Raw genomic sequence first — 25,886 nt, forward strand, 5'->3', positions numbered from 1 at the left:
CTATGAATATTGAGCTTATACAGATTCCCAAGATTGAAAACAGCTTAGGCAATATAGCGGTAATTGAAAACGAGATCATCCCCTTTGCCATAAAAAGGGTCTACTATCTTTTTGACATACCCAGTTCTGCCGTACGCGGCGGGCATTCCCATAAAAACCTCCAGCAGGTACTGATTGCCATTTCCGGAAGTTTCGACGTGGTACTCCATGACGGAAAGGAAAAGCGGACTGTGACACTCAATAAACCGGATAAGGGATTGCTTATCAAATCGAACATTTGGCGGGAACTTGAGAATTTTTCTTCCGGAGCGGTGTGCCTGGTAATGGCCTCCGAAATATATGACGAAACCGATTACATCCGGGATTTCGACGAATTCCTTGACTACTTACGTTAATTATAACTGGTCACTTTTATTCCCCTGCGGAGCAAAAACTGTTTGAATTGTTTTACCATCCTGGTCAGGAATACAGGCAATTGAAGCAAAATCCGTTGTTTGAAGGTTAGGCTTCCGGGGCTTATGCTACTTTTCATCGAAGCATACTTTTCTTTTTCACCGGCCATTTTATACTGCATGGCCACGGTATAGCGTTTAAAATCGAGGTATTTTTTTACTTCCGGCCGGGTTTGTTTGTAATGCTCGTATTTGTCAAAATCAGTAATTGTTTTGTTGGCGATGGAAGATGTTGTAATCTGGTTTTCCGAAAAAACCGTATACGAAGCACCAATCCTGTTAGAATACGCCAAGGTGTAACTGAAATTGGCCCGGATGTTGAAATCGATATCTTCCCCGAAATTGATAGTCTCATCAAAAAAACCTGCCACGTCGAAAACGATCTTTTTAAAAGCGACCGAAGAATAACAATAAATAGGCTGCTGGATGTTGGCGGAATAAAAATCACGGATAATTCCTGTTTGGTTGCCCGATAAAGCAACGGTCGTTTTCCGGATAGGGAGTTTCAAGCCGTTTTGGTATACTTCTTCATAATTGGTGCCATAAATCCCTGCTTCGGGAAAAGAAGCAATCAAACTACGGATTTCCGACAGGAAAAAAGGTTTCCATACGTCATCGGCATCCAAAAAAGTAACATAGGCGGACCCGCTGGCCCTGATCCCGGTATTCCTTGCCGCCGACAGGCCTTTGTTTTCCGTATGCCGGATCAGCCGAATGGCCTCGTTTTGATAAGAAGAAGCAATCGAAAAACTTTTATCTGTAGAGCAATCATCTACAATGATGATCTCATAATCTTTATCATCCTGGTCCAAAATACTCCGGATAGTCTGCGCAATATAGTTTTCCTTATTGTAAAGAGGGATTATAACGGAAATGAAGGCCATTTAAATTGGTTTAATAGTACAAATATATCCCAATCTGTACAGATCGAAAGACAACAAATTCGGGTTCCGGTTTAAAATCAGCTTTTTCAAAACAGGTTCCGACAACCTGAACAAGGAAGCAATCAGCCTGTCCAGTTTTCTTTTGCGTAAGATATTGTAATGTTTCAAAAGCGAATTGATTTCGTCTATATTGGGTTTGTTCCCCAATAATTTTATCCTCGAATCGAGCGAATCGAGCGATTTCCTGAAAAAAACCTCATTGTCCTCCAATCCCAGGTGGTATATTTCATTATCAATATGGAGCACCGGGACATTGTCCATATACAATTGGTAGGCGAAATAAATATCAAGGCCGTAGAAATTCCCCAGCGAAGAATAATTATGGGCTACAAAAACGGCTTTCCGGATTAGGATATTCCCCGAAAAGATAAAACTGTACGGATTTTGTTTGCGGAGGTCGGCTTTGTTTTCTTCTCTTGATTTCCCGTATTTGTAGCGGAGTATCTTGGAGCTGTCAGCCGTTTTATCCTCATAGCGGATGCCTCCGATAATTGCATCGTATTCTTTTCCGATAAAGTCGATATAGGTCTTTACATAGTCTTTTGTGACAGGGATAACATCCGAATCCAAGAAAAGGCACCAATCATATCGCGAAACCTGCGCCAGTTTGTTTCGGGTTTCGGCCCGGCCCAAATTAGCTTCATTCCTTTCAAAACGGCAATTGGGCAATGTATTTATTTTTGCATTTTCCTCCCATAACGAAGTATCGGAAGAACCATCGTCCAGGACAATGATCTCAAAAGGCACCCCGTTTTCCATAGCCTGTTCCCACAGTATGGAAACCAATGGCAGCGCGCTGTAATTATATGTAGGGATTAATATGGAAAGCATCCTGGGTCTTTAAAAAACCAAATATAGCAATTCTATTGATGATGATACGGTTCATTTCTTAAAATTGTGAACCCACGGTACAATTGTTCGATAAAAAACAGCCTGACCATTTGATGGGAAAAGGTCATTGGCGAGAGCGAGATCTTCCCGAAAGCTTTTTTGTACACTTCTTCGCTAAAGCCATACGGCCCGCCAATTACAAAAACCAATGTCTTGATCCCGGAATTCATTTTTTTCTGGAGTTCTTCCGAAAAGCCCACACTGGAAAAGGTTTTGCCGTTTTCATCCAACAAGATCAATTGGTCGGTAGGAGTAAGCCTGGACAGGATGAGTTCGCCTTCTTTTTCCTTCTGCTGGTTTTCAGACAGGTTTTTTACATTTTTGATGTCAGGAATAATCTCCAGCTCAAACTTGATATAAAAAGACAATCGTTTGGTGTAATCATCAATGAGTGTCTGCAGGCTTTTGTTGTCGGTTTTGCCTATGGCGATTAATTTGATGTTCATTTTTAGCCGTTATGAAAGGCAAAGGTACAAAGCTTTTCAAAAAGATACGGTTTCCTTTTCCTTCAGTTGTTTGGTTATGCCGAAAACCGGTTCAGGGCTTCCTGCAAAGTATTTACAAAAGTGACATGACCTGTTTTGTTGCTTTCGAAAATAAAATCCTGCACGCTTTTACGCTCATATTTGCCATAATCCCCAATAATAGACAAACGCATGCGGTAATTGGAAAATTTTTGAAGGATCTCACCGGCCATCCTGTTTTTTAAGTCGAAAAAGAGCGGGGTGATATTTTTTTCGTAAAGGATTATCGCGTCAAAACCTTGGTAATAAAGGTCGCCCAAAATATCCAGGCCGTCTTCGATAGAGCCAATTACGGTATTTTCAGAAATGACTTCTGCCATTTTTGTATTGTTATTTTGGTGCGTTATAATTGTCATCTGCTATTTGATCGTTGGTTGTTGGGTTTATTATAAAGAAGGATGCCAGGCTTTTTCTATTTCGTTTATTTCAATAGCCGAAGTACTGCCATATGTAAAATTATCGCCACATAACAGGAAACAGGAAGGTTTCACACGGGCAATAGTTTCCCAAAAGCAATTAAGATCATGTATGGCAAAAGGATTATTGTTGATTGTATTTCCGTCTATAGAAAAACCCAAATAATTTACAAATATTGGGATTTCATTTATTTCTGTAGGATAATCAAAAAGAAACCATTGGTCATAAATGTCAAAAATAGGACCTTCAAGCTCTTTGGCATTGATGTTGTCAAAATAAGCGATTTCGTTTTTATATCTCCAGCCCCGTTTTTTTTCACCTTCCGTTGGAATAAAAGAATCGCTATCAAATGAAACGATAGCAAGATTTTTATGTAAGATAAACTTCGAAAAACCGGAAAGAAATTCATTAATTGTTTTATAGTTGGAAGATGTTTCAATCCAAAAATAATTGTTGGTATGCCCGGTTTTTAATATCATTTGCCTGCTGGTTATAATTTTGGTTTCCCGCAAATCAAATATACAAAAGAAGTTCGGGCTGCAATGGCATAATCATATGGGCTTATTTTTTTTCCTATCCTTAAAATTTTTATCTTTATATGCCTTTATCTGAAGTGAAACAATACTTATTATAAACAACACAATATGGAAACAACAAATGTAAAAGCTTACGGTACCAAAGCTCCTGACGCCCAGTTGGAGGAAATGACCATTACCCGCCGTGATATTACGGCACACGATATCGAAATTGAAATCCTCTTTTGCGGTGTTTGCCATTCGGACCTGCATACGGCAAGGAATGACTGGGGCGGCACCGTTTACCCGGCAGTTCCCGGGCATGAGATCGTAGGGAAGGTAACCCGTGTGGGCAGTGGCGTAACCAAAGTAAAAGCAGGGGATTTTGCCGCAGTAGGCTGTCTGGTGGATTCCTGCCGCACTTGCGATAGCTGCAAACAGGACCTGGAACAGTATTGCCTGAACGGATTTACCGGGACATACAACGGGAAAGACAAACATTTAGGCGGGACAACCTTCGGAGGATATTCCGAAAAAGTCGTTGTAGACGAACATTTTGTGCTGAAAGTACCTGCTAACCTTGACTTGGCCGGCACAGCTCCGTTGCTTTGCGCGGGAATCACGACCTGGTCCCCGCTACGCCACTGGAAAGTAGGCAAAGGAAGTAAAGTGGCAGTTGTAGGCCTCGGCGGATTGGGGCATATGGGAATCAAGCTTGCCAAAGGTTTGGGGGCAGAAGTTACCCTTTTTTCCCGCACACCCGGAAAAGAAAAAGACGCTTTTAATCTAGGTGCTGATGCCGTTATTATTTCTACTGATGAAAGCCAGATGAATAGTGTAAAAGGGAAATTCGACCTGATTATTGACACGGTTCCTTATGTCCATGATGTCAACCCGTATGTTGGGACCCTGAACATTAGCGGTACTTTGGTCCTGGTGGGCTATTTAGGAGGATTGGAACCTATTTTAAATACTGTTCCTATGATATTGGGAAGAAAATCAGTGGCAGGTTCCGTTATTGGCGGTATTGCCGAAACACAGGAACTGCTTGATTTCTGCGGGCAGCATAATATTGTATCGGAAGTAGAAGTCATCCCTATGCAAAACATCAACGAAGCCTATGAGAGAATGCTCAAAAGCGATGTGCGTTACCGGTTTGTCATTGATATGGCTTCCTTGAAAAAATAGCAAGCAATACCGTATAATAAAAAAGCAGCTTTAGCCATAATAGCCAAAGCTGCTTTTTCTTTCCATAACGGTTATTTCCCTGAGAGTTTCCTTTCGTTTTCCGTTTGCGGTTTCCCGGAAGCGTTCGGCATTCCTTTACCGGTAGTAATCAGGCTGCGCAGGCTGTTCTGGATATAATTCGTCCAGGCATTTTGGCAAATAGCAAAGCATTCGTATTCAGGGGTCAACCCCGCATGTGTCATACGCAGGGATGTTTTGCCGTCTTTCTCTTCAATATCAAAAATAACCTTGGTACCGGTCCATTCGCTCTTGTCATGGGTAAACTTAAAGTAATTCTCCAGGATTTCCCAAACTACCTTTTTGCCGGGAATAACTTCTGTCAACTTGATCCGGCTGCGGTGTACGTCTTCAAAATGATAATCAAAAACATCATTAAGGCGGGCGGTTCCGCCTTCAATTTCTTCCGACCACCATCCGCGTACGTTGGTCACGGCATCAAATACGGCTTCAGGGCTTTGGTCTACGAGCAGTGTAGTTGTAAAATCGGTTGTTGTCATGGCTTATTTTTTGATGGTTACTGTATCAGTATGAATTGCCCCAAATGGTACGAGAGGTGGTTTGTACGTGTATTGACGATATTCAGCTTGTTACGGTGCGGTTCTTTGGCAAAATCTTCGGCAGAAACCACCGTATGTTTCTGGAACCATTCCTCCGGCTGCAGGCTGTTTATTTTTCCGTTCAATAACGTATGGAGCTCGGTCCATTTTGCCCTTAAGGATGCTGCGGAAGGAAGTTCGGCTACGGCCTTATCGGGCGATGTAATAAAAGGAGCTTCCAGTTCCGGATATAATGCCTTTCCGAAATCGAGCTTTGCAATCATGTCGTCATGCACGGCAATAAGGTGCCCCAGAAGGTAAATGCCTCTGTTTTTCCCCGGGGAAATCTCATGTTGCAATTGTTCATCGCTTAAGGAATTAAGGGCTGTTTCAAATTGTCCCAGCATGGCGTGCCACCTGTCCAATATCATTTTAACCATTGTTTGATTTGCATTCATTGTTAAGTTGTTTTAAGTGAAATGTTTTTGATACTATACAAATTTACTTTTTTTAACAGCAACTAAGAGGGTGTTAAAAAGACATTCTAGCGGGTTGATTTAGACAGGAGGACTTCGTATCTTTGGTAAAAACAAACACCATGCAACACCTTACGATATTAGTTCCCGACGGACAAAGCAAACTGAGCAGCATTATCTGCACGTATAAGGTTTTTATCAAAGCCAATGCCTATTGGAAAGAAATCCATGGGAAAGACCTCTTCCAGATCCAGCTGGCGGGCATTTCAAAAGAAGTGGCGTTTTATGAAGGCCTCTTTACCGTTAAACCCCACACGGATATTGCCGCAATCGGGAGAACCGACCTTATTATTGTTTCGGCACTGAACAACCACAATTATGAGGAATCCCTGCGCCTGAACAAACCTATGACAGACTGGATCGCCAGGCAATATAAGCTGGGTGCCGAGGTGGCTACCATGTGCACGGGGACATTCCTGCTGGCTTCTTCGGGGTTGTTGGATGGAAAGCATTGCTCGACACACTGGGCGGCGGCAGAGACCTTCAGGAGTATGTTCCCGAATGTGAAATTACAAACCGATTTGCTGATTACCGATGAGAATGGCATCTATACCAATGGCGGGGCCTTTTCATTTTTGAACCTGATCCTGTACCTGATCGAGAAATATTACGACAGGCAAACGGCCATTTACTGTTCTAAAATCTTCCAGATCGAAATGGACCGGAACAGCCAGTCGCCTTATGTGATATTTACGGGGCAGAAACAACACGGGGACGAAATGGTGCAGCAGGCGCAGTCGTATATTGAAAGTAACCTGCAGGAAAAGATATCCATAGAGTACCTGGCGGATAAATTTGCGGTGGGCCGGCGGAATTTTGACAGGCGGTTCATCAAAGCTACAGGGAATACACCGGTGGAGTACTCGCAGCGGGTCAAAATCGAATCGGCTAAAAAAGCCCTGGAAACCAGCCGCAAAACCATTAACGAGGTGATGTATGAGGTAGGTTATTCGGATGTGAAGGCGTTCCGGGAGGTATTCCGGAAAATTACCGGGATGTCGCCCATTGAATATAAAGGGAAATACAATAAGGAGGCGGTGGTGTAGTTTCAGTTTCAGTTTCAGTTTTCAGTTTCAGTTTTCAGTCTCAGGTGTTAGGTGCAATAGGGGATGTGAGAAGGAAAATAAGCAATGCGAGAAGGGAAATGTGCTTTCACAGAAGTGCAATAAACAATTACATCAGCAAAATAGGTAATTACATCAGTGTAATAAGCAATTACATCAGTGCAATAAGCATTTACATCAGTGTAATAATCAATTACATCAGCATAATAGGCATTTACATCAGTGTAATAGACAATTACATCATGAAAAATACAATTACATCAGCGTAATAAGCATTTACATCAGTGAGTAGTTTGTAAACCCGATAGCTGTAACTACCGGGTATTTTTTCTATTTAAATCCTTCCAGTACCATTTCTTTATTGGCTACCATGCCGGCAAAGGTGCCCATAGCTACGGCGTTAGACACGGTACGAAGTTTTGTGGTGTTGTCACCGCAGGCATAAATTCCGGGGATGCTGGTTTTTTGGAGAGGGTCGGTTTTGATATACCCTTCGCTTGTGATCTCGCATCCCAACGTTTCAGGGATATGGCAATGCTGCTCGAAAGTACTGTGGGCGTAGAGTGCTGTCATGGGGGCAATTGTGCCGCTTTTGAAAACGATGTGTGTAAGATGCCCGTTGTTGTGTTCCAGCCGGTCTATAATGTCCTCGTTTACACGGATGTTGCGCTTGGCAAGGGTAGCGGCCTGCTGTTTTGTTAAGGTAGATTTTCCGTTGGTAAAAAGGGTAAGGTCTTTGGTCCAGTTTGAAATCAGGGCGGTGAATTCGAACCCTTGGTCCCCGTTGGCCAGAATGCCTGTTTTTTCATTCCGGACTTCATAACCGTGGCAATAGGGGCAGTGCAGCACAGATATTCCCCAACACTCAGCATAGCCTTCAATATCCGGCATGATATCGTGTATCCCTGTGGCGAAAATTACTTTTTTGGCGTGGAATGTTTCCCCCGATGCCACCCCGATCTCAAACCCGTCGCTGGTTTTGGAACCGCTGGTGGCCAGCCCGCTGAAAAAATGGACCGTATCGTATTTTTCTACCTGCTGCCTGGCTGTTGCTGCAATTTCCGCGGGCGGTTTCCCATCCTGAGTGATAAAGTTATGAGAATAAGGAGTTTGCCTGTTGCAGGGTTTGTTGCTGTCTATAATAAGGACTTTCCGTAAGGACCTGCCCAAAGCCATTCCGGCCGCAAGCCCTGAGTAGCTCCCGCCAACAATGATGATGTCAAAATGCGTGTGTGTTTCCATAGGATTGGATTTTAAATATTCGATGAGGCGGAAAGGGAAAGCAAAAGCAGCGAACAATGCACCGCTTTGCCTGATAAACCTGCGCCTGGAGGATACGGTGATCCGATCAGGTATTTTCATTGACCTTTGAAGATCAATAGGGTTTGATGACTTTTCCGGTATTTGCCCCGAATACGCTTTTGCGGAAGCCATATTCCAACTGTTGCATCGTTACGGGGATATCTCCTGGGAAGAAAGGGAAATATTGGGGAGAATCTTCAATAACGGTAGGGCTTACGGCATTAATCCTGATGCCATTTCCCAGTTCGATGGCAGCCGCCCGTACAAAGGATTCCACAGCTCCGTTGGCAGCAGAGGCATTGGCGAAGTTTAACACGGGTTCCTGTGCCAAAGCGCCCGTGATTAGTGTAAACGAACCTTTAGGGTTGATGTAATGCTGCCCAATGAGCACTAAATTGACTTGTCCCATCAGCTTCCCTTCAAGGCCTTTTTTGAATTCTTTGCCGGTCATTGTTTTCCAGGGGCCGACATGTGTTGGGCCTGCGGTACATACTAAAGCATCAAAGGGACCCACCTGGTTGAATAGTTTTTCTATAGATTCCGAAGAAGTTGTATCTACCTGGAAATCTCCACTGCTTGAACCCACTCTTATGACTTCGTGTTCTTTTTCCCATGCGTTGGCCAAATATTTCCCCATGGTTCCTGTTGCTCCTACGATAATTATTTTCATGTGTTGGATAATTTAAAATGATAGGGCAAAAATACGCCCGGGCCAAAAGCAAAGGATAGGACAAAAACGGAATTGAATAGGACTTATTTGAAATTATGCCTGAAAGCCTCGGGAGAATGCCCGGTATGTTTTTTGAAGAAGCGGATATAGTAAGAAACATCCTCGTAACCCAGGTGCCAGGCTATTTGGTTTACCTGGTTTGAAGTAGCCAGAAGGTATCTTTTGGACTCAAGGATGATGGCTTCTGTAATGAGTTCCGAACAGGTTTTGCCCACAGTGTTTTTAGTAATGGCATTGAGCTGGTAGACCGAAAGGTGCAGCATCTCGGCATATTGCGATACTTGTTTGTGGGTGGCGATATGGGTTTCCAAAAGTGCTGCAAATTCGTCAAAACGTTCTTCAGTATAGCTGTTGGTTTCCTGCGGGGAGCCTTGCTGGTATTGCCTGCCACGCACAAGCTCGATGAAAAAAATACTTAGGTTCGCTTTGATGACTTCCTGGTATCCTTCCAGGCGGCCTGTGTATTCTTTAAAAATAGCCTGCAGCTGGCCGGATAGCCTGTTGAATATCCCGGCTTCAATACGGCAGAAGTTTTTATGGCTTGCCTTCCTGAGCAATTGGGCCGATGTTTTGTCATTCGGATAATAAAAATCAGCCTTGAACTGCAGGAGGAATCCCTGGCTCCCTGCTTCAAGGGAAAGCTGGTGGACATGTCCTGGCCGCATGAAAAAAACAGAATTATCGCAGATTTTATAAGGGACGAAATCAATTTCATGGAAACCTGCCCCTTTTTGCAGTACCAGCACATAAAAATAATCATGCCTGTGCAGTTCCTGGACCATATTTTTCCCGCCGAGCAAGGTTCCAATATCCCGGATGCTGAAACTTTCCAGAAGATGAGGTTCTTTTTGGTCGGAATGCATGTGCCGTACGGGAATGTGTTTCATGATGACTTTGGCCTGTTTTTTATAGGATCAAATATACAAAAGAAGACTCCGCCGGCGGTATTAAAATAATACTAAAATAGCTATTATTGCAGTATGCCGTTATCCTCTTTAGCATACTCTTCATAAAGCTTCGCAAACACGACAGAATCCTCATATTGGCCACCAATGTAATAATGCTGTTTCATAACACCTTCCTTTGTAAAACCGTATTTCTCCATCAGTTTCAGGGAAGGAGTATTGTTGCTGCCCACAAGCGCCTCGATCCGGTTCAGGTTTAGGGTATTGAAGCCATATTCCAGTACCGCGCCAAGTGCTTCGGTCATTAACCCTTTTCCTTTATAGGCTTCGTCTTCCATGATATACCCTATTTCCGCACGGCTGTGGTCCGGATTCCAGTTATGGAGCCCGCAGCGCCCGATAATTGTGCCAGTCTCTTTATCCGCAAGCAAAAACATCTTAAAGCGCCTGTTATAGCTGGAATATCCGTTTTTGTGCTTGGTTTCCTCTTTTTGGTATTCCTCTTCAGAACGATGCCCCAATATCTTTTTGATTTCCGGTTTTGGGAAGTTCTCAAAGATATACGCCATCTCCTCATGGGAAATACCCGTGAGCCGCAGCCTGGGAGTTTCAATGTGTATCAGGTTCATGGGTTGGGTTTTGTTGGATGTTCAAATATACGAAAAGGAGTTGTTTTTTAAGAGGAAAGAAACAAGAGCAAAGAGCAAAGAACAAAGAGAAAACAAGATATTGTAAAGAAGGCATAAAGCAGAGATTTACTTCGTCAGTTCGCTATGCTCGTGCCCTCCTGCGTCGGAATGACAAGATTGCGCAACCTTTGTCATTGCTTCGCCTGTTCGGGTAAACCCTCGTGCCCTCCTTCGTCGGAATCTTTTCAAGTAAAACTACTGTTAGTATTTTTTTGTGGCAAAAAAACAATCCCAAATAATTTTGCCACAGTTTTTGTGGCAAAATAATTCAACACGAAAAAATTGCCACAACTTTTGTGACAAAAAAATAATTTAAATCATTTTTGCCACAAATGAAACGAATATCAGGTTGAACCTCATGCTTCGGTTTGTGTCAAGGCAAAAGAAGAAAATCTGACGAAGATGTTTCCTTCGTCAACATGACAAGATTACGGATTTACTTTATGCGCAATATTTCATCCGAACGTTTGTCATTCCAACTCAGGAGGAATCTACAATCTTTCCAAGTCCTCCTTATCGTCCTAGCATTCGCAGGCGAGTGTCAGAAAGTCGAAGTATCCGTAAAAAGAGATGCTGTCTGAGCGAAGCGAGTTCATTTCTTTTAGGATGCAAGACGTATCTGACCGCCGAGAATGTAAGACTTGACCTTTTTTTTCTTTTAGTTCACTGTAAATTTATTTTTCATCGGTGTTCACTGAACCTCATGCTTCGGTTTGTGTCAAGACAAAAGAAGAAAATATAACGAAGATGTTTCCTTCGTCAACATGACAAGATTATGGATAGTTTTTACAGGCTTGATTTTCATCAAGACAAAAGTAAAAATCACCCCAAATCCCATTTCTCTAGAGTGCACTTAGAGTGCAGTCAGAGTGCAGTTAGAGTGCAGCTAGAGTGCAACATCCCTGCAACCCACTCCCAAAACACCTTCTGTGCCATTGCGGCATATCCTACTCAATCGCCCAATTGACCTGGCTTCCCGCTAAAAAATGTTAAAATACTCCCATTATCATTTTAACAATATGCCCCGATTCCAAAATATATCTTATTTTAGCATTATAAATTAACAGCATGATTTCAGAAGCACAATTTCAGGAGGAATTACGTTCTATTATACAAAATGGCATTCGGGAAGACATCGGTCCCGGTGATTACAGCTCACTGGCCTGCATCCCGGATACAGAGCAGGGAAGGGCCAAACTTTTGGTCAAAGACGAAGGCATCATTGCCGGTGTGGCCTTTGCCGCTATGGTTTTCCAGGAAGTTGATCCCGGTTTAAAGGTGGAAACCTTCATCCGGGACGGGGAAAAAGTCCGTCACGGAGATGTCGTATTCCACGTGTCGGGCAGTTCACAGTCCATCCTTAAGGCAGAGCGCCTTGTGCTTAATTCTATGCAGCGCATGAGCGCCATTGCGACTAAAACCAGGCATTATGTCGATTTGCTTGAAGGCACCCATACCAAAGTGCTCGATACCCGCAAAACAACTCCCGGCTTCCGTGCTGCCGAAAAATGGGCAGTAAAGATAGGTGGAGGCGAAAACCACCGTTTTGCCCTGTACGATATGGTAATGCTCAAAGACAACCATATCGATTTTGCAGGAGGCATCACTTTGGCTATAGCCAAAACAAAACAATACCTGGCCGCGCACAACCTGGATTTAAAGATTATTGTAGAAGCCAGGAACCTTGCCGAGATTGAGGAAATCCTGCAATCCGAAGGCGTTTACCGCATCCTGATCGATAATTTCAATTTCGAGGATACCCGCAAGGCCGTAGCCATGATCGGTACCCGGTGCCTTACGGAATCTTCAGGCAATATCAATGAGAAAACCATAAGGGATTATGCGCAATGCGGAGTTGACTACATCTCTTCCGGCGCCTTGACCCACTCCGTATACAATATGGACCTGAGTTTGAAAGCATTTTAGGCAACAGGCTACAGATGGCAGGCTCCAGATGACAGCTTACAAATTTCAGAATTTCAGATTCAAGAAATAGATACCATCAAACCTGTCCTCTGCAATCTAAAACCCATCATCTGAAATCCGTAACCTGAAAATTGAAAACTGAAACTGAATATGAGTAAAGAAATAGAGGATATACTAAGAAAAATCCCATTGGTACGACAGCTGGTGGTTATCCTGCAGAATATCAAGTTGCCCAGGCTTGCCGGAGTCTCTTTGTACGACCTGATCGAGTTTTATATCGATGGGATAGTCCGTGGTGCCATAGCCTACAGGGCAGCTGCCATTGCCTTTAGTTTCTTTATGGCATTGTTCCCTTTTGCACTGTTCATCTTAAACCTTATCCCATATATCCCTATTGAGAATTTCCAGGAAGACTTCCTCGGTTTTGTCCAGGAAAACGTACCGCCCACCACTTTTGATGCCATAGCGAACATTATCAATGATATCCTGCACAATAGTCACTCAGGCTTATTGTCTACAGGGGTCATCCTTTCCGTTTTTTTAATGACAAACGGCGTAAATGCGGTTATGAGCGGCTTTGAAACCTCCCATCATATCGTAGAGAAGAGGGCCTATTTCAGGCAGTATTTCGTAGCGCTTTTCATTTCGCTGCTGCTTACCTTCAACTTGCTTATTACCGTAGCAACCATCGTTGTATTTGAAGTATTCATCCAAAAGACAATCATACAGGATGTGCTTTCCAGCCGTATTTCGGACAAGATTTCCCTAATTGAGTTCGGCAGGTATATTTTCCTGGTCATCATGATCCTGTTATCCACGGCCATCCTATTCAAATTCGGGATACGGCAAACGAAAAAGCGTGCTTTTATTTCCGTCGGGACGGTTTTTACCACAATCCTGATTATCGTATCTTCCTATTTCTTTGGTATTTGGGTTGTGAAGTTCTCAAAATACAACGAATTGTACGGTTCGATAGGAACTTTATTGATTGTTATGTTCTATCTTTGGATCAATTGTATGGTGCTGCTGCTGGGTTTCGAACTTGATGCTTCAATCTACAGGCTCAAGCACCATCCTACTAAAAACCCTCATCTATAATTTATGAAGAAACTTGTTTTACTGATGCTTTTTTTGGGAAGCATCCAACTCAACGCCCAAACTGTTTTAGGCAAATGGAAAACCATTGATGATGCTACCGGACAACCTAAATCCATTATTGAGATTTATGAAAAAGATGGTAAGATCTATGGTAAGATCGTAGAACTCCTCAATCCGGCCAAACGCAACAGTACCTGTTTAAAATGTACAGGAGAAGATAAGAACAAACCTATTTTAGGCCTGACAATCATCAAAGGACTTTCTAAAGACGACGACGAATACAACGGCGGTAAGATATTGGACCCGGAATCCGGGACGCTATACAAATGCATCATCAAGTTGAACGGAAAAGACAAGCTTGAGGTTCGCGGTTATGTTGGTTTTTCCTTAATTGGCCGTTCCCAGACATGGTTGCGCGTTAAATAATAAGGATTCCTGATGCCGTTCTTTGTAGAAGTCATTTTGCCCATCGCTTTACCTCAAACCTTTACATACAGGGTTTCCGAAGCTGAATTCCACTACCTGAAACCCGGGATGAGGATTGCGGTTCCTTTTGGCAAAAGTAAATTCTACACAGGGCTGGCCGCCCAATTGCACCACAACGAACCTTCCTTATACGAAGCAAGGGAAATCCATCAGATCATTGATGAAAAGCCCATTGTAACCGAAATCCAGCTCCGGCACTGGGAATGGATCGCTTCCTATTATATGTGTACCATAGGAGAAGTCTTCCGGAGCGCTTTGCCTTCAGCCCTGATGCTGGAGAGCGAAACAGTCATTTCCGCCGTCAAGTCTTATATAGTTGGTGAAGCATCGCTTTCGGATGATGAATACCTGATCCTCGAAGCACTCAGCCAGCAGAGCTCCCTCAAAATGCAGGAAGTAGCTGTCATTTTAGGCAAGAAGAATGTGTTCCAGGTAATCCAGTCCTTATTGGCAAAGAATGCGATTTCGCTCCAGGAGGAAATGGTAGAGGAGTATAAACCCAAACTGGTGCGCTACATCCGGTTGTTCCCGGAATTCAATTCCAATGAAAAACTGGAAGAATTGCTCCTGATCCTTAAAAATGCCCAAAAGCAAAAGGAAGTGGTTTTGGCTTATTTCCAATTGCAGGCTTCCGAAAGAAAACCGGTCTCGGTAAAAAAGCTCTCGGAATTTTCAGGAACTACGCCTGCAGTTATCAAAGCCTTGATAGACAAAGAAATATTTGAAGAATATTATATCCAGGAAGACCGGGTTTCTTTTGCTGATTCCGAAAAAGAAGCGGTACGGCTTAATGAATCCCAAACCCAGGCTTTCCAGGAAATAGAGTCGGTTTTCACGCAAAAGGAAGTATGCCTGCTGCACGGTGTCACGGCTTCGGGAAAAACAGAAGTCTATATTCGGCTTATTGAAGATTTCCTAAAGCAAGAAAAGCAAATCCTGTACCTTTTGCCTGAAATTGCCCTGACTACGCAACTGGTATCACGGCTGACACAATATTTTGGTAATAAAGTTGCTGTCTTCCATTCTAAATACAACAATAACGAACGCGTTGAGGTCTGGAACCAGGTCTTGAACTGTTCCGAAAAGGCCCAGATTGTGATCGGCGCACGCTCGGCATTGTTTTTGCCTTTCCGGAGCCTGAGTTTCATTGTTATTGATGAAGAACACGAAGCCACCTTCAAGCAAACAGATCCTGCACCGCGCTACCATGCCCGGGATGCGGCTATTGTGCTGGCTAATTTCCATAAAGCGAAGGTTTTATTAGGCTCGGCCACCCCAAGTATTGAAACCTATTTTAATGCTTGCAGTGGAAAATATGGGTTGGTAGAACTGCACCGCCGTTTTGGGAATGCCGTCCTTCCAGACATCCAACTTGTTGACCTGAAGGATAGTTATTTCCGTAAAAAGATGAACGGCCACTTTAGCCTGTCCTTAATTGAAGCTATCGCCGAAGCCTTGTCCAATGGCGAACAGGTTATTTTATTTCAAAACAGGCGGGGTTATTCGCCCGTTATCGAATGCATGACTTGCGGGCACGTTCCCCAATGCGCGCAATGCGATGTGAGCCTCACGTACCATAAATACAAAAACCAGCTGCGTTGCCATTATTGCGGGTATAGTATGGCAAAACCAAACAGTTGCCATGCCTGCTCCAGTATCGACCTTACGTCAAAAGGCTTCGGCACCGAGCAAATCGAATTGGAACTCAAAGCACTTTTTCCGGAAAAAGAAATAGCCCGTATGGACCAGGATACGACCCGAGGCAAATATGCTTTCGAGAAACTAATTGACAGTTTCAAGAACCGGGAGATAGATATATTGGTAGGAACCCAGATGCTGGCTAAAGGATTGGACTTTGATAATGTTTCCCTAGTAGGGATCCTCAATGCTGATTCCATGCTTTATTTTCCGGATTTCCGCGCTTTTGAACGCAGTTACCAGATGATGACACAGGTTTCCGGTCGGGCAGGACGTTCGGACAGGAAAGGAAAAGTAATTATCCAGACGTATAACCCGGATCACAATACCATCCAGCAGGTAACCAATAATGATTACCAGTCGATGTATAAGGAGCAGTTGTACGAACGGAAAATATATTTCTATCCTCCTTATTATAAATTGATTAAGCTAACGCTGAAGCATAAGGACTTTGAGAAATTAAAAGAAAGTTCCCAATGGTTGTACCAGGTATTGAAACAGCAATTCGACATTCCCGTTTTAGGCCCGGAAGAACCTCCGGTAGGCCGCATACGAAACGAATTCATCAGGACCATACTGATAAAAATCCCGCAGGAAAAGTCATTGGCGGGCACAAAAAAAACTATCCAAAAGATATTGAATAGTTTTGAGGCTGTTTCACAATTCAGGGCCGTTAAGGTGGCGGTGAATGTTGATTTTTATTAAGAATCCAGAGCTTTGACCAAATCTTCTTTTTTGTTGCGGCTCAACGGGATTTTGGTAACGCCGATTTCAGCAAATTTACTGTTAAACTTCTCAATCTTATCTATATTGATAATGAATGACTTATGGACACGGATGAATTTTTCCTTTGACAGGTCTTTTTCAAATGACTTCATGGTGGAAAGCACTAAATGACTGTCATCTTCCGTAACGATTTTTACATAGTCGCCATAGGCTTCGATCCATTTTATTTTTGAGGTATAAATCTTAAGTTTTTTCAGGTTGCTTTTAATGAAGATATGTTCTCCTTCTTCCTCCAGGTTGTCTTTGCGAAGCTGGTACATATCCATGGCGCGCTTTATCGCTGCAGTAAAACGCTCTTTTGTAATAGGTTTTTGCAGGTAATCAGTGGCATCATAGTCAAAAGCTTTTACGGCATATTCGGCTTTTGCGGTGATGAAAATGATTTGGGGTTTGTCTTTTAGTCCGTCAAGTAGGTTAAATCCGTTAATTACAGGCATTTCGATGTCTAAAAATAACAAATCAACTTGTTTCGTGGCTAAACAATTTTTAGTCTCAACGGCATTTGAAAATTCGCCGACTAAAGATAGGTTGGGATGAGCATCTACTAATTTTGTTACCAAAATTCTTTGGATAGAGCTATCATCAACAACGATACAGTTCAACTTCATAAGCGTCAATTTAATAGATTGGTGTGATAAAAATAACTTTTTTTTATTTAAGTACCAAATTTTTTTTGCCAAAATATTAAATTTCATCGATTAATTAGTATTTGAGTTTGTGTATTCAAATAAAAGGATTACTTTTGCACCCATATTTTTAACAAATAAAATTTATTATTATGAATCATTATGAAACTGTTTTCATCTTGAATCCCGTTTTATCTGAACAACAGGTAAAGGAAACAGTAAGCAAATTTGAAGATTACTTAACTTCAAAAGGTGCTACGATGGTATCCAAAGAGGATTGGGGCTTGAAAAAAATGGCTTACGAAATTCAAAACAAGAAAAGTGGTTTTTACCATTTATTTGAATTTACCGTTCCAGGTGAAGTGTTAATTGGTTTTGAAACTGAATTTAGACGTGACGAGCGTGTAATGCGTTTCTTGACTGTAAGTTTAGACAAACATGCTATCTCTTGGGCTGAAAGAAGAAGAACAAAATTAAAAGCAACTAAAGCGTAATCATCATGTCAACATTACAACAATCTGCTTCAGGAAAAAAAGACGGGGATATCAGATATTTAACGCCTTTGAACATTGATACTAACAAAACGAAAAAATATTGCCGTTTTAAAAAATCAGGTATCAAATATATCGATTATAAAGATGCTGATTTCTTATTGAAATTCGTAAATGAGCAAGGTAAAATCTTACCTCGTCGTTTAACGGGTACATCTTTGAAATACCAAAGAAAAGTGTCTGTAGCTGTAAAAAGAGCTCGTCACTTAGCTTTAATGCCATATGTGGCGGATTTACTAAAATAATTTATTAAATAACAGTTGTTGCTTCGTTAACGTCGGAGCTAACTTCTAAAAAATACAAAGGACAACAACATGGAACTTATTTTAAAACAAGACGTTCAAAATTTAGGATTTAAAGACGATGTGGTATCTGTTAAACCAGGTTACGGTCGTAACTTCTTAATTCCTCAGGGATTTGCTATTTTGGCTACTCCATCTGCTAAAAAAGTTTTAGCTGAAAACTTAAAACAAAAAGCGCACAAAGAAGCTAAAGTAGTTGCTGATGCAAAAGCGGTAGCAGAAGCTTTAAAAGCGTTGGATATCAAAATTACTGCAAAAGCAGGTGGTGAAAAACTATTTGGTTCTGTAACAAATGCTGATATCGCTGAAGTTTTAGAGAAAAACGGTCAGGCTATCGACAAAAAATTCATCACTTCAGGTATCGTGAAAAGAACTGGAAAATATTCTGCTTCTGTTCGTTTGCACCGTGATGTAATTGTAGACTTACCTTACGAAATCGTTGCTGAGCAAGCATAATTTTCAACAAGTATACAAAAGGCCTTCTCCTAAAGAGAGGGCTTTTTTTTTAAAGTAAACCAGGATGGCTTTTTCCTCCGGATAATGCCCGGGAACTCATTGGATATGAAATACAAAAGACTTACAAAAGAACAATTCGAATCTTTGAATGAAGAGTTTGCTAATTTTTTAGCTACGCAGTCTATCGATAAAAAAGAATGGGACGAAATCAAGGCCAACAAGCCTGAGGTTGCGGAACAGGAACTTGATGTTTTTTCAGATTTGATATGGGAAGGCGTTTTGAATAACACCCAGTTTTTAGAGCATTTCTCCAAAAACCATATTTTCCTGTTTCATACTCAGGAGAAAATGATACAATCCATCGTGCTGAAATCCCTGCTTGCCGAAATTGACCTGATGACGGTTGAAGGGCTGCAATGGTTAAGCGATAATATGTTTACGGACAATGTGGAAATACATTTGGGTAAAAAGGAATATGAAGAGGAGCGGAACACGGCTATTTTCGATTTGATCACGCAAGGTTCCATTTTAAGCGACGGACAGTTGTATATTCAGATAAATGGGGTGATTCAACGATAATTTAGGATATAAAATTCAATTAAATTGGTTATTTTAGTACTCAAAATCTAGAATAGCCAATTTTTATTTTTATGGAAATACTACAAAAAATCCAAGCCTTACGGGAAGAACTAAACCAACATAACCACAATTATTATGTATTGGACAATCCCACGATTTCCGATTATGAATTTGATATAAAACTGGCTGAACTTCAGGATTTGGAAAGCAAACACCCGGAATATTTTGACGAAAATTCCCCTACACAGCGTGTTGGCGGTTCCATTACTAAAAATTTCAATACCGTTTTCCATGAGTACAGGATGTATTCCCTTGATAATTCGTATTCCCGGGAAGATTTGCTGGATTGGGAAAAAAGGGCGCAGAAAGTCTTGGGAGATGTTCCTTTGGAATATACCTGCGAATTGAAATATGATGGTGCTTCCATCAGCATTTCCTACGAAAAAGGACAGCTGAAACGAGCTGTGACCCGAGGCGATGGTTTTCAGGGTGATGACGTAACCAATAATATTAAAACGATAAAAGCGGTTCCCATCCGGCTCAAAGGGGATTTCCCGGACAAATTCGATATTCGTGGTGAAATCATTTTGCCCTTGGCCGGTTTCGAAAAAATGAACCAGGACCTGATCGAAATTGGCGAAACACCGTATGCCAACCCAAGGAATACGGCTTCTGGCAGCCTAAAACTGCAGGATAGCGCCGAAGTAGCCAAGCGCCCCCTGGATTGCTTGTTGTATACGCTCATCGGGCCTGATTTGCCTTTTAAAACACAATTTGAAGGTTTGGAAAAGGCAAGGAATTGGGGTTTTAAAGTGCCAAAACAAAGCCATTTGGCCAAAAACATGGAAGAAGTCCTGGATTTTATTGCACATTGGGACACTCATCGGCATGATTTGCCTTATGAAACCGATGGGGTAGTGGTAAAGGTAAACGATCTGCACATGCAGGACGAATTGGGCTATACGGCCAAATCCCCACGCTGGGCAATAGCGTATAAGTTCAAGGCAGAGCAGGTTTCTACAAAATTGAATTCGATTTCCTATCAGGTAGGAAGAACCGGTTCCATTACGCCGGTGGCTAACCTCAAACCGGTGCAATTGGCGGGAACGGTAGTAAAAAGGGCTTCTTTGCACAACGCGGACCAGATAGAAAAACTGGATATACGGATAGGTGATGAAGTTTTTGTCGAAAAAGGAGGGGAAATCATCCCTAAAATCATCGGGGTGGATTTTGAAAAAAGGCCAAACGATTCACAACCTACGGTTTACATAACCCATTGCCCTGAATGCCAGGCAGAACTGGAAAGAAAAGCCGGTGAAGCAAATCATTATTGCCCTAATTTTTACGGATGCCCACCCCAGATTATCGGTAGGATCCAGCATTATATTTCCCGAAAAGCCATGGATATTGAAGGTTTGGGAGGAGAAACGGTGGCTTTGCTCTTTAATAACGGGTTGGTTAAAAATTATGCCGATTTGTACGAATTGAAGAAAGAACAGATCATCCCGTTGGAACGGATGGCGGAAAAATCTGCAGATAACTTAATTAACGGAATCGAAAAATCTTCAGAAATACCCTTCGAACGCGTGCTGTTTGCCTTAGGGATCCGCTATGTTGGGGAAACAGTGGCCAAAAAACTGGCAAAACACTACAAATCAATCGATGCGATTGCCAATGCGTCTGTGACTGATTTGGTCCTGGTTGATGAAATTGGCGAAAAAATTGCACAAAGTGTTGTCGAATTTTTTGAAAATCAAGAAAATAGGATTATTATTGAACGATTAAAGGCTTTTCAAATCCAAATGGAAGTTTCAGCATCAAGCGATACTTCGGTTTCGAATAAGCTTTCGGGTAAAATATTTGTTGTTTCAGGTGTTTTTTCAAAATTTTCAAGAGATGACCTTAAGAAAGCCATTGAAGATAACGGAGGAAAAGTAGGAAGCTCCATTTCGGCCAAAACTCACTATGTTGTTGCCGGAGATAATATGGGCCCTGCCAAATTAGAAAAAGCGAACCAGTTGAATATCCCGATTATAAATGAAGATGATTTTGTAAATTTATTGAATGAAAATTAATTCCCCGGCACTTGTATTGTATTTCCTTGCATCTGTTTTTGCAGTGGCCGGTATAGTATTTGGGAGCGAATTTTTAGTCCTGCTGGCAAAACCGGTAATTGCCCCGGCGATTTTCTTTCATTACCTGCAAATCAAAAAGGCCCGGGTTAACTGGCTTTTTTTCATAGCGGTATTGAGTAGTTTTATTGCCGATATGATTGTGGTGTTCCAAATGCCGGAAGGAGATATCCCAATTGCATTTTTCAATATTGTCATGTATTTGATTTTCAGTTACTTTGTAATCAAGGATATGGAAGATGAAAGGGCGATCGGGCGAAAGGTCTTTTATTTTATACTTGTTTTTTTAGGATGTTTCGGGGTTTTGGCGGTTGTCCTCAATTTAATGACGGGTTTGGATGCGCAACGATTCAATCTCTTTGTTTTTTATGGAGCCGTTTTGAGTTTTTTATCGGCTATTATTGGGTTCAATCATATAAATACCCATAATATCCGGACATTTTATGCGTTAATCATGGGTATTTGCTTCGTGGTCTCGGATGTTTTTTTTGCCATTTATAACTTTTACCTGCAGATGGATATTTTTATCCTGCTTAATGTTACAGCGCAATTCGCCTCTTATTTTTATATGGTAAAGTACTTTACAAGCCAACCTGTTTCACATTAAAACCAAAACAATGGAAAATAATAAACCCGATAAAAGAATGGATGATGTCAAGATTCTGCTCATATTATTTTTCACAATAGGGTTAGCAGAGGTGATTGCCGAATTATTTGTAAACAAAACATTCGTTTATTTATTAAAACCGCTGATTATCCCAACATTGGCGGCCATTTACTGGAAAAAATCAAAACAAAAGAGCTACTATTTCCTAGTAGCCCTATTTTTTGCCTTTTTGGCTAATATCTTTTTTGTCCGGACAGACTTCAACTCGATTATGGCGGGTGCCTTTTTTTACCTGCTGTACAGGATTTTGGTTATTTACCTGGTTGTTAGGATGATAGGAATAGGGAATTACCTGCCTGTTTTTTTGGGAAGCATTCCCTTCCTGACCGTTTTTTCGTATATCGGATGCCTGACCATGGATGAATTGGGGAATGCATTATTCATTTACATCATACAGGTTCTGATTATGAGCTTTTTAGGCGGATTTTCAGTAGCGAATTATATGATCGATGACAGCAGGACAAACTTTTGGCTTTTCTTGAGCAGTTTGCTGTTCTCTATCATACAGATCATACTGATCCTCAAAATTTATTACATTTCCGTATACATCTTCCAGCCAATGGCTATGGTTTTGTATATTTTCGGGCAATATGCCTTGTATAAATTTATGATTCTTTCCGAAGAAGGGGTTAAATGATGATTTTTTTCCCGCCTGAAGTCACGTTGTTTTTGCTGTCAAGGTAAAAATCGATTCGGCCCATGTTTATACCGTAACAACCTACCTGGTTTACCAACACTTCATTGCCATCGATGTTTTTCTCAATAACCGGCTTGTCCAGAAAGGTATGTGTGTGGCCACCGATAATCAAATCGATATTTTTTGTTTTTCGGGCTACATTGATATCCGAAACTTTGTCAGGATCATTTTTATAATTGAAACCCAAGTGTGACAAACAAATGACAATATCACATTTTTTCTCCTCTTTCAAGATGCGGGACATGTCTTGCGCAATCTCGATCGGGTCATTGTATTTGGTCTCCCGGTATAATTTTTTGTCCACAAGTCCTTGAAGTTCAATTCCCAACCCGAAAACACCTATTTTGATGCCGCCTTTGTTGAAAATTTTATAAGGCTCCACATGCGTGTACAGCACCGTATTCATAAAGTTATAATTCGCATTGACGAACTCAAAATTGGCGTGTGGCATCTGTGCCAGCAAACCTTCAACACCATTGTCGAAATCGTGGTTCCCGATAGTGGCCAGGTCATACTTCATCATGCTCATCAGTTTCATTTCCAATTCGCCACCATAGTAATTGAAATAAGGCGTTCCCTGAAAAATATCACCGGCATCCAAAAGCAGGACATTGGCTTCTTCTTTACGGATCTGCTCAATAATGGCGGCACGGCGTGCAACACCTCCCTGATTAGGGTTTTTCGGATCGGTTGCAGGAAAAGGGTCAATATGGCTATGGACGTCATTCGTATGCAGAATGGTCACTTTTCGTACTTCTTCAGTGGTAAAACTGCTTAAAGATAATCCCCCAAGAGTTAATAAGGTGGAGCTGGCTGCCGTTTTTTGTATAAAGTATCTTCTTTTCATGGTTCTTATTTTTCTTGGGTTACTTTAACTTCCTGAACTACCGGGATGGTGTCAACATCTTTGAAATAATCGATTAATACGTTTCTGAGTTTGTATTCCAGGTCATATACTTTTATCGAATCTTTGAAAAAGGTCATATTGTCGCCACCGTTGGATAAATAATCGGAGGTAACAACATAATAAGTCTTATCCAGGATTAACGGCTGGTTTTTGACCCTGATGTCTTTGACTTCATTGGCGGCGGTAATGGTAAAAGTGATGCCTGCCAAAGGATGCGGTTTTTTCTCTTTCACAAAATAATTGGTAAGCTCCACGATTTTTTCTCCCTTAAGGGCAACGACAACGGTCGTGTTTTCGAAAGGCATGATTTCAAAAGCGGTCCTTGTGGTAACATTTCCTTTAGGAAGAATGGCACGGATCCCACCATGGTTCAAAATGCAGATATCGATTTCTTTTCCTTCTCTTTTTCTGAAAACCGGAGTGGTTTTGGCTAAAGTGACATTGGCTAAAAGATCTCCGATCGGGGTTTGCCACTGGCCGGTGCTTTTGTCTAAAGTTTCAGGGCAAGTTGCCAGTACATTGTCCAGGTCAGCATCGATCCGGGTACGGTATGGGGCAATAAAATCGTCGTATTTTTGAACAGTAGCCGCTTTTTCATTGATATTGATTTGCTTCCCTTCAATTTTTGTAACCACTAATTGTGCAGCACAATAATTTCCGGAAACAAGTAACGTTAAAATTAAAACAAAATGCTTTAAAACTGTTACACTCTTTTTTACATTTACCATGGCAATTGAATCTTAATTGATTAATTTTGTTTTCAAGATTAATATGCAAAAGTACTATGTTTATAAAGTATATAAAAGAATTATCCGTAAAAAAAATATTAAAAAGTAATCTGCATAATGTTACGCCAAGTTCTCTTACATCGCCCATCAAAACCATAGGAATATTAGTGGATGAAAGCTATTTTATGGATAAAGAGCAACTTATAGAGGAAATTGCCGCCAACGGAATCCGAAAAGACGATATCAAAATGATTGTTTTTAAGGATAAAATAAAGAAAAACGAAACGTTCGCCTATCCTGCGTTCAGTAATAAGAATATGGGTTGGAAAGGAGATTTGACGCTTGATTCGATTACGGAATTCATAGAAACCCCGTTTGACATGCTCATTAGCTATTATGATACGGAAAAAGCACCGTTATTGCTTATAACACATCATTCAAAAGCCTTGTTTAAGGCCGGTTTTTCCACAGTAGACAAAAGGCTCAATCATTTGATGATCAATACAAATGCCGAAAATTACAAGGTTTTCGTGCACGAGTTGTTCAGGTATTTAAAAATTTTAAACAAAATATAAAACATGCAAGCATTTATTGGTACTGGAGTGGCACTTGTGACCCCTTTTAAAAAAGATTTTTCTGTCGATACCGACGCTTTAAAGAAAATCGTTAATTACGTAATTGACGGAGGGGTTGAATACCTGGTCGTTCTAGGGACAACAGGCGAACCGGCGACCTTAAGCGAGGAAGAGCAGGAATTAGTGATTTCTACCATAGTTGAGGCAAATAACGGAAGATTGCCGCTTGTTCTGGGCGTTGGCGGGAACAACACGCATAAAGTCGTTGCGGAATTGGAAAACAAGGATTTGTCGAGGTTCCAGGCCATACTTTCCGTGTCGCCTTATTACAACAAGCCAACACAGGAAGGGATTTACCAGCATTTTAAAATGATTGCCGAAACATCGCCTATTCCAGTAATCCTATATAATGTACCGGGAAGGACTGCAAGCAATATGCTGCCGGAAACAGTTTTAAGGCTGGCAAAAGAGTTTAAGAATATTATCGGGATCAAGGAAGCTGCCGGCGATATTGTCCAGGCAATGAAGTTAATCCAGCACAAACCGAAAGACTTCCTGGTAATTTCCGGGGATGATATGGTGGCGCTTCCAATGGTTTTGGCCGGCGGATCCGGTGTTATCTCTGTAATTGGGGAAGGCTATCCGAAAGAATTTTCAGAAATGATCCGCTTGGGGCTTCAGCGAAAAGTGGACGAGGCGTATGCGCTGCACTATAAATTGATGGACAGCATCGATATGATTTTTGAGCAAGGAAACCCTGGCGGAGTGAAAGAAATTTTCAAATCGTTGGGACTATCTGAAAATACTGTTCGTTTGCCGCTGGTAAATGTAGATGCGAACCTGGCCGGAAGACTTGATTCGTTTACAAAACAACTGTCTAAATAACAGTGAAAAATAAAGTTTTGTATATAAGAATAAT

Annotated in this window: 30 protein-coding genes; 16 read left to right on the forward strand and 14 right to left on the reverse strand. The window is 41.6% G+C overall.

The features are described from left to right. The first annotated feature begins 2 nt into the window (after nucleotides 1–2). Nucleotides 3–395 (forward strand): sugar 3,4-ketoisomerase, encoded by a 393-nt coding sequence (locus E4635_RS09150; protein WP_135526332.1) that lies wholly within the window; start codon nucleotides 3–5, stop codon nucleotides 393–395. Here E4635_RS09150 and E4635_RS09155 read toward each other — a convergent pair. The 5 genes from E4635_RS09155 to E4635_RS09175 form a co-directional block, all read right to left on the reverse strand. Then, nucleotides 392–1,336 (reverse strand): glycosyltransferase family 2 protein, encoded by a 945-nt coding sequence (locus tag E4635_RS09155; protein ID WP_135526333.1) that lies wholly within the window; start codon nucleotides 1,334–1,336, stop codon nucleotides 392–394. The genes E4635_RS09150 and E4635_RS09155 overlap by 4 nt on opposite strands. Beyond that, nucleotides 1,337–2,227, reverse strand: a complete 891-nt coding sequence (locus E4635_RS09160; RefSeq protein ID WP_135526334.1) for a glycosyltransferase family 2 protein — start codon at nucleotides 2,225–2,227, stop codon at nucleotides 1,337–1,339. Between the two features lie 32 nt (nucleotides 2,228–2,259). Beyond that, nucleotides 2,260–2,733 (reverse strand): 23S rRNA (pseudouridine(1915)-N(3))-methyltransferase RlmH, encoded by a 474-nt coding sequence (rlmH, locus tag E4635_RS09165; protein WP_135526335.1) that lies wholly within the window; start codon nucleotides 2,731–2,733, stop codon nucleotides 2,260–2,262. Between the two features lie 74 nt (nucleotides 2,734–2,807). After that, nucleotides 2,808–3,131 carry a DUF4180 domain-containing protein gene (locus E4635_RS09170; protein ID WP_246020737.1) on the reverse strand — a complete coding sequence of 108 codons (324 nt, stop codon included), beginning with the start codon at nucleotides 3,129–3,131 and terminating at the stop codon, nucleotides 2,808–2,810. A 66-nt stretch (nucleotides 3,132–3,197) separates the two neighbouring features. Further along, on the reverse strand, nucleotides 3,198–3,707 hold the full coding sequence (locus tag E4635_RS09175; protein ID WP_135526337.1) for a hypothetical protein: 510 nt from the start codon (nucleotides 3,705–3,707) through the stop codon (nucleotides 3,198–3,200). 165 nt (nucleotides 3,708–3,872) lie between these two features. On the opposite strand from E4635_RS09175, the gene E4635_RS09180 reads away from it, so the two are divergent. After that, nucleotides 3,873–4,931, forward strand: a complete 1,059-nt coding sequence (locus E4635_RS09180; protein ID WP_135526338.1) for an NAD(P)-dependent alcohol dehydrogenase — start codon at nucleotides 3,873–3,875, stop codon at nucleotides 4,929–4,931. A 71-nt stretch (nucleotides 4,932–5,002) separates the two neighbouring features. On the opposite strand, the gene E4635_RS09185 is transcribed toward E4635_RS09180, so the two are convergent. Together E4635_RS09185 and E4635_RS09190 are read right to left on the reverse strand one after the other, a co-directional pair. Then, nucleotides 5,003–5,488 carry an SRPBCC family protein gene (locus E4635_RS09185; RefSeq protein ID WP_135526339.1) on the reverse strand — a complete coding sequence of 162 codons (486 nt, stop codon included), beginning with the start codon at nucleotides 5,486–5,488 and terminating at the stop codon, nucleotides 5,003–5,005. Nucleotides 5,489–5,505: 17 nt separating this feature from the next. Next, nucleotides 5,506–5,985 carry a DinB family protein gene (locus E4635_RS09190; protein WP_135526340.1) on the reverse strand — a complete coding sequence of 160 codons (480 nt, stop codon included), beginning with the start codon at nucleotides 5,983–5,985 and terminating at the stop codon, nucleotides 5,506–5,508. Nucleotides 5,986–6,125: 140 nt separating this feature from the next. Here E4635_RS09190 and E4635_RS09195 point away from each other — a divergent pair, with 140 nt between their 5' ends. Next, nucleotides 6,126–7,109 (forward strand): GlxA family transcriptional regulator, encoded by a 984-nt coding sequence (locus tag E4635_RS09195; RefSeq protein ID WP_135526341.1) that lies wholly within the window; start codon nucleotides 6,126–6,128, stop codon nucleotides 7,107–7,109. Nucleotides 7,110–7,457: 348 nt separating this feature from the next. Here E4635_RS09195 and E4635_RS09200 read toward each other — a convergent pair whose 3' ends face one another. The 4 genes from E4635_RS09200 to E4635_RS09215 all read right to left on the reverse strand — a co-directional run bounded on the left by E4635_RS09200 (nucleotide 7,458) and on the right by E4635_RS09215 (nucleotide 10,693). Further along, a complete protein-coding gene (locus tag E4635_RS09200; RefSeq protein WP_135526342.1) occupies nucleotides 7,458–8,489 on the reverse strand; it encodes an NAD(P)/FAD-dependent oxidoreductase in 1,032 nt (343 codons plus the stop codon). Between the two features lie 13 nt (nucleotides 8,490–8,502). Next, on the reverse strand, nucleotides 8,503–9,099 hold the full coding sequence (locus E4635_RS09205) for a short chain dehydrogenase (RefSeq protein WP_135526343.1): 597 nt from the start codon (nucleotides 9,097–9,099) through the stop codon (nucleotides 8,503–8,505). Nucleotides 9,100–9,182: 83 nt separating this feature from the next. Further along, nucleotides 9,183–10,046 carry an AraC family transcriptional regulator gene (locus E4635_RS09210; RefSeq protein ID WP_135526344.1) on the reverse strand — a complete coding sequence of 288 codons (864 nt, stop codon included), beginning with the start codon at nucleotides 10,044–10,046 and terminating at the stop codon, nucleotides 9,183–9,185. An 83-nt stretch (nucleotides 10,047–10,129) separates the two neighbouring features. Continuing rightward, the gene (locus E4635_RS09215; RefSeq protein ID WP_135526345.1) at nucleotides 10,130–10,693 is read right to left on the reverse strand and encodes a GNAT family N-acetyltransferase; all 564 of its coding nucleotides are present in this window, start codon (nucleotides 10,691–10,693) and stop codon (nucleotides 10,130–10,132) included. 1,128 nt (nucleotides 10,694–11,821) lie between these two features. Here E4635_RS09215 and nadC point away from each other — a divergent pair. The 4 genes from nadC (at nucleotide 11,822) to priA (ending at nucleotide 16,666) form a co-directional block, all read left to right on the forward strand. After that, a complete protein-coding gene (gene nadC / locus E4635_RS09220) occupies nucleotides 11,822–12,679 on the forward strand; it encodes a carboxylating nicotinate-nucleotide diphosphorylase (RefSeq protein ID WP_135526346.1) in 858 nt (285 codons plus the stop codon). A 150-nt stretch (nucleotides 12,680–12,829) separates the two neighbouring features. Beyond that, nucleotides 12,830–13,777 carry a YihY/virulence factor BrkB family protein gene (locus tag E4635_RS09225; protein WP_135526347.1) on the forward strand — a complete coding sequence of 316 codons (948 nt, stop codon included), beginning with the start codon at nucleotides 12,830–12,832 and terminating at the stop codon, nucleotides 13,775–13,777. Nucleotides 13,778–13,780: 3 nt separating this feature from the next. After that, nucleotides 13,781–14,203, forward strand: a complete 423-nt coding sequence (locus E4635_RS09230) for a DUF2147 domain-containing protein (protein WP_135526348.1) — start codon at nucleotides 13,781–13,783, stop codon at nucleotides 14,201–14,203. 12 nt (nucleotides 14,204–14,215) lie between these two features. After that, the gene (priA, locus tag E4635_RS09235; protein ID WP_135526349.1) at nucleotides 14,216–16,666 is read left to right on the forward strand and encodes a replication restart helicase PriA; all 2,451 of its coding nucleotides are present in this window, start codon (nucleotides 14,216–14,218) and stop codon (nucleotides 16,664–16,666) included. Here priA and E4635_RS09240 read toward each other — a convergent pair. Continuing rightward, nucleotides 16,663–17,355: a LytR/AlgR family response regulator transcription factor gene (locus E4635_RS09240; protein ID WP_135526350.1), complete on the reverse strand. Its 693-nt coding sequence runs from the start codon at nucleotides 17,353–17,355 to the stop codon at nucleotides 16,663–16,665. The genes priA and E4635_RS09240 overlap by 4 nt on opposite strands. Before the next feature lie 170 nt (nucleotides 17,356–17,525). Between E4635_RS09240 and rpsF the strand changes: the two genes are divergently transcribed. From rpsF to E4635_RS09275, 7 genes are all read left to right on the forward strand, one after another. Continuing rightward, nucleotides 17,526–17,867, forward strand: coding sequence for a 30S ribosomal protein S6 (gene rpsF / locus E4635_RS09245; protein WP_135526351.1), 342 nt, complete (start codon nucleotides 17,526–17,528; stop codon nucleotides 17,865–17,867). Between the two features lie 5 nt (nucleotides 17,868–17,872). Next, on the forward strand, nucleotides 17,873–18,169 hold the full coding sequence (gene rpsR / locus E4635_RS09250; RefSeq protein ID WP_135526352.1) for a 30S ribosomal protein S18: 297 nt from the start codon (nucleotides 17,873–17,875) through the stop codon (nucleotides 18,167–18,169). A 69-nt stretch (nucleotides 18,170–18,238) separates the two neighbouring features. Beyond that, on the forward strand, nucleotides 18,239–18,682 hold the full coding sequence (gene rplI / locus E4635_RS09255; protein ID WP_135526353.1) for a 50S ribosomal protein L9: 444 nt from the start codon (nucleotides 18,239–18,241) through the stop codon (nucleotides 18,680–18,682). Nucleotides 18,683–18,787: 105 nt separating this feature from the next. Further along, nucleotides 18,788–19,261, forward strand: coding sequence for a DUF6495 family protein (locus E4635_RS09260; RefSeq protein ID WP_135526354.1), 474 nt, complete (start codon nucleotides 18,788–18,790; stop codon nucleotides 19,259–19,261). A gap of 71 nt (nucleotides 19,262–19,332) precedes the next feature. Next, nucleotides 19,333–21,336, forward strand: coding sequence for an NAD-dependent DNA ligase LigA (gene ligA, locus E4635_RS09265; RefSeq protein ID WP_135526355.1), 2,004 nt, complete (start codon nucleotides 19,333–19,335; stop codon nucleotides 21,334–21,336). Next, nucleotides 21,326–22,000 carry a hypothetical protein gene (locus tag E4635_RS09270; RefSeq protein ID WP_135526356.1) on the forward strand — a complete coding sequence of 225 codons (675 nt, stop codon included), beginning with the start codon at nucleotides 21,326–21,328 and terminating at the stop codon, nucleotides 21,998–22,000. Before ligA ends, E4635_RS09270 begins: the two co-directional genes overlap by 11 nt. A 10-nt stretch (nucleotides 22,001–22,010) precedes the next feature. Beyond that, nucleotides 22,011–22,697, forward strand: a complete 687-nt coding sequence (locus E4635_RS09275) for a lysoplasmalogenase family protein (protein WP_135526357.1) — start codon at nucleotides 22,011–22,013, stop codon at nucleotides 22,695–22,697. Here E4635_RS09275 and E4635_RS09280 read toward each other — a convergent pair. Beyond that, the gene (locus E4635_RS09280) at nucleotides 22,690–23,604 is read right to left on the reverse strand and encodes a bifunctional metallophosphatase/5'-nucleotidase (RefSeq protein WP_135526358.1); all 915 of its coding nucleotides are present in this window, start codon (nucleotides 23,602–23,604) and stop codon (nucleotides 22,690–22,692) included. The genes E4635_RS09275 and E4635_RS09280 overlap by 8 nt on opposite strands. Before the next feature lie 5 nt (nucleotides 23,605–23,609). Next, nucleotides 23,610–24,299 (reverse strand): 5'-nucleotidase, encoded by a 690-nt coding sequence (locus tag E4635_RS09285; protein WP_317133527.1) that lies wholly within the window; start codon nucleotides 24,297–24,299, stop codon nucleotides 23,610–23,612. A 149-nt stretch (nucleotides 24,300–24,448) separates the two neighbouring features. Here E4635_RS09285 and E4635_RS09290 point away from each other — a divergent pair, with 149 nt between their 5' ends. Further along, nucleotides 24,449–24,967 carry a DUF6913 domain-containing protein gene (locus E4635_RS09290; RefSeq protein ID WP_135526360.1) on the forward strand — a complete coding sequence of 173 codons (519 nt, stop codon included), beginning with the start codon at nucleotides 24,449–24,451 and terminating at the stop codon, nucleotides 24,965–24,967. Nucleotides 24,968–24,970: 3 nt separating this feature from the next. After that, complete coding sequence (gene dapA / locus E4635_RS09295) at nucleotides 24,971–25,852, forward strand: 4-hydroxy-tetrahydrodipicolinate synthase (protein ID WP_135526361.1); 882 nt, start codon at nucleotides 24,971–24,973, stop codon at nucleotides 25,850–25,852. Nucleotides 25,853–25,886 lie beyond the last annotated feature (34 nt).

This window comes from Flavobacterium humi (assembly GCF_004745595.1).
Lineage (GTDB): Bacteria > Bacteroidota > Bacteroidia > Flavobacteriales > Flavobacteriaceae > Flavobacterium > Flavobacterium humi.